Annotated in this window: 2 protein-coding genes and 2 pseudogenes; 3 read left to right on the plus strand and 1 reads right to left on the minus strand. The window is 46.2% G+C overall.

The window, feature by feature from the left end; translation table 11 throughout:
• Both EOW68_RS18160 and EOW68_RS18165 read left to right on the plus strand, forming a co-directional pair.
• Positions 1-114 (plus strand): annotated as a pseudogene (locus tag EOW68_RS18160) (IS1595-like element ISHti5 family transposase); the annotation flags it as partial.
• An 87-nt stretch (positions 115-201) separates the two neighbouring features.
• Positions 202-1,659 (plus strand): hypothetical protein, encoded by a 1,458-nt coding sequence (locus EOW68_RS18165; RefSeq protein ID WP_128226565.1) that lies wholly within the window; start codon positions 202-204, stop codon positions 1,657-1,659.
• A gap of 147 nt (positions 1,660-1,806) precedes the next feature.
• Here the strand turns inward: EOW68_RS18165 and EOW68_RS18170 are convergent, their stop codons facing one another.
• A complete protein-coding gene (locus EOW68_RS18170) occupies positions 1,807-3,288 on the minus strand; it encodes a tyrosine-type recombinase/integrase (RefSeq protein WP_128226566.1) in 1,482 nt (493 codons plus the stop codon).
• Between the two features lie 139 nt (positions 3,289-3,427).
• On the opposite strand from EOW68_RS18170, the pseudogene EOW68_RS18175 reads away from it, so the two are divergent.
• Positions 3,428-3,720: pseudogene (locus tag EOW68_RS18175) on the plus strand (IS5/IS1182 family transposase); the annotation flags it as partial.

Genomic DNA, 3,720 nt, shown 5'->3' on the forward strand with positions numbered 1-3,720 from the left:
AGGTTCCGAGGTGTCTCAAAACACCACTTACAGGGCTATCTGAACTTCCTCAGCCTCACACTCAACACAGACCAGTGGTTCGAGAAAATCCTAAGTACTGACTTCTACAGATGAGCGTATAATAGTTATGAAGATAAGAAAAAAGAACTATACTACAACGAGATTGAAGCCGATACTGATGTTATTTTACCAGGTTATGGATTGCCGCGAGACGAACAGGATCCTCCATTTCCAATAGACGAAATCGCTAGTCTTGATTATACAATTCCAGAACTTGACGGGCAAGTGATCTATGAAGATGACCGTGTTGATTTGGAACGGTCAGCGTTCATCAATCCTGATGTATCTGATGAACGGTCGGTGGGCGTTCGCTTAGTGCCCAAAGAGACTGATGATAGGAATGCGTTCAAATATAACCTAGCACCATTACAAGATGTCGAGCGGAGAGTCAACGATTTTACTGGACCTAATCTCGTCTATCCGTATGAACTCCCGACCTTGAGACTCAAAGGAGGCAAGTGGGTTTTTGAAATATTAATTGAAGGATTTACAAGATCAATTGTAACGCCATGGGAGTCAGACTGGTACGAGGATTCAACAGTTGCAGTCGATCATATAGATCACCGCGAATACCTGAGTAATAAATATGATCTCGAACTCGTGGAACCATCTAAAGCTATCACGTTCGTTCAAGCAGTGAAAGACGAAGCAGAAGGACGACTTCGAGAAGAGTACGAAAAAAACCGAGATCGGGTTGAAGACTTAGGGGAGTCACTGGATGATGCTGTGACAATAACAAAAAATTCAATAAACAAAGAAGTCGTAGGTGTCTTTGATAGTCCTGAAACAAAAGCGGTTCCAAGTTCGGGCGGAATTCTAGCCGCGACAAGCCTAGAACCCGGGGAACATCGCCTCACAGTTCAGGGAGATGACTACGCACCCTATGTTGAGCGATTCGAGTTGAGTGCGGGTGGGAGTTATCCGGCAGGGGTTTCAGGTAATCTATTTGTCGTTCCAGATGATAAGGCGGTAAAAGTCGGAGGCCGCGGATCTGAAGGAGAGTTGGAACGAGTAAAACTCACCGAGGACTTTGCTGGACCAGTGTACGACAGCAAAGTCGAAGACAATGGAACCTTTGCACTCTGCGTACATCAAGCGGGCCGATATACCATTGAAGTCACGGATAGCGAAGGAGAGACAGGCAGGTATCGGATTAACCCGAATGAAGACACCGATTCGATTGTCATCGATGATATGCGTACTGGCAAATCTCCGCAAATTCAACATCTCATTGAGTTCTTAGAGGATTTGATCGATTTGACTACTACGCTGGTTGATGCGGATACCGATGCGGACAGAAACGGACAGGGAAGAAGTCGCGGCAACAATCGAGCAGAAAACGGCAAACAAAAAGCACTGACAGCAAAATACGAGGCAGCGAGATCGTCCGCAGAACGGGCACTTTCATTCGCTGAGGACGGCCGGGGTGACCAGGCCAACAATCAACTTGGTACTGTAGAAAATCAACTCGAAGCAGCGGTAAATCACTTAGACTCCGAGGGCGGTCAATACGCTGATGGAGTTGTTGTGATTATTTCTGAACGTACCAATCAGGGACTGTCCTATGTTGACCAAGCCAGAGAAGCTCGAATAGAGTAATTGAGTAGCAACCTACACTATTTCTTATAAATCGATCTATGTTGATTTCCATGCGTGGAGTTTCGACAATTTCAAAACAATGATAGTAAATCAGCATGCAATTTGACGTATCGAATATTCCCGAACCCATACGCAAATTAGACCTGGTCAGACAGGAATTATGCCAAGCAGAGTGAAGTTGACTGCGACCATTATCACGTAGAGTGTGTATGCAGCAGCTCCTTTCACTGCTCGATTCGTGCTCGGACAGGTGGGAGTGTCAGGTTGTGGATCCATATCCTGTAGTTCGCGCTGAAGTCGGTCAGGGAGCCACTTGCCAAGAATTGTGCCACCAACAACAGGGAGAGCAACTGGTTGACTGATTGCATTTGACCCCGTGAAATCCTCAAACGAGGTCTGATCTCCCTTTCTTTGTTGTTCATACTCTTTCTCTTCTTTTCCGCTCTGGTTGGAGGTTGATATTTCGTCAAGTGATTTTTCACTCTCGGCAATTAGTTCGTGCAATGCTACCGGATCAAGCATCCCATCATCATCTGTCAGATTATCAATAACACTTTGATCTAGTGTCTCTTCCTTGTCTCCGTATCCTTCAAACAGTCGTTCATAAACTTTGAGGCGCTGTTTCCGCTTTCTCTCTTCCGAGCGGAGATCGTAGTGCTTGTTCAGAACTGGAACTGAAACATCCACTCTGTCAGATAGTTTATCTTTGGGCACTCCCTGGTCAATTTGATGCTCAATAGACCAACGGCGCAGAGGATGAGGAGTATAACTCGACGGGCACTTGGAAGCATGATTGTTCTGAACTGCTTCACACGAGTCTATGTCCCGGTCATGAGGACATTCGTTTGAGTGGATGCATGGACGGGTGAGTTTGTAGAGGTCACGACGTATTGTACCTACCTTGGGACGTCCATGTCTCGTCGTCAGCAGAGGTTGGCGTCCAAATTTGTCTGACACATGGTGACGATCGGGATTATTTAGATACTGTTGAATTAACTCCATTAGTTCCTGAGAGACGTTTACATCCCTTTGTCCATCGTTCCCATTCTTTAGTGGAGTCCCTTTCACATCTTTATGATCTCGGTGTGGTCGATGCTTGAATTTGATCGCTTGTTCTTCCTGATCCACGTCTCCGACATCGATAGCCCGAAGAGCCCCTGCCCGACTACTGATCTCTTTCATTATCGCATATTCGACGTGGCGACGTGATCCAGGTTCGTACTTTTCGAGGTAATTCAATGCTCGTTCAACTTCTTTATCAGTCGGTTTCTCATAGCAGACATCCTCATCATCAGGAACATCCGGGATTGGTACTTTGTCGGGGACATTTTGTCTCACCCCATCAATTTGGACACAGTAGACGAGGAATCGTCGAAGCACGCTAAGAAGACCATTTAAACTGACTATATTTTTACTTGTATTCTTTTTACAATATCTTTTGTATTCTGTGAGTTCGCGTCCGCTGACCTCATTCATATTCGTAATCTCTTCACTCTCGCACCACTCTATGAAGAAATCAACTCCTGGTTCGATCGTTTCTCTCGTGTCATAACTTGCATCCTCTTTACGATCATCAAGATATAGATCACGTGCATCTTGGGGGAGGATTGGTGTTAGGGTATCTGTCATATCTGGTGAAGAGTTATATTATCTATTTATGTATAAAAGATTGCCCTGCATACAAGTATAATTATTCGGCACTGTAGTTTCGCTAGACCGGAGTACAACGACTGCGTTATCTCTGTAGAAAGCGAAGAGACAGATTACTTTGACATCCGAAATCTGTCTCCTCACCCGTAATTCGGTGGCGAAAGCTAAACAAGTTGTCGCTAATCCAGACGAACCCGCCGACCCCGAAGGGGGTGGCGGGTTCGCCGAATGGGCGATGCTCACACTCCATGCCCTCCGTATTGAGCTGAACAAATCATACCGTGTTGCGCTTGACTTGCTCAGCGAGATGCCTGGCGTTCTTGCGGAGATTGGCCTCACGCGGTTACCTCATTACACGGTTCTCCGCACGTGGTTCGCTAGAATTCCGACGGAGACTTGGCGTGGGGGTGT

The organism is Halovenus amylolytica (assembly GCA_004015825.1).
GTDB lineage: Archaea > Halobacteriota > Halobacteria > Halobacteriales > Haloarculaceae > Halovenus > Halovenus amylolytica.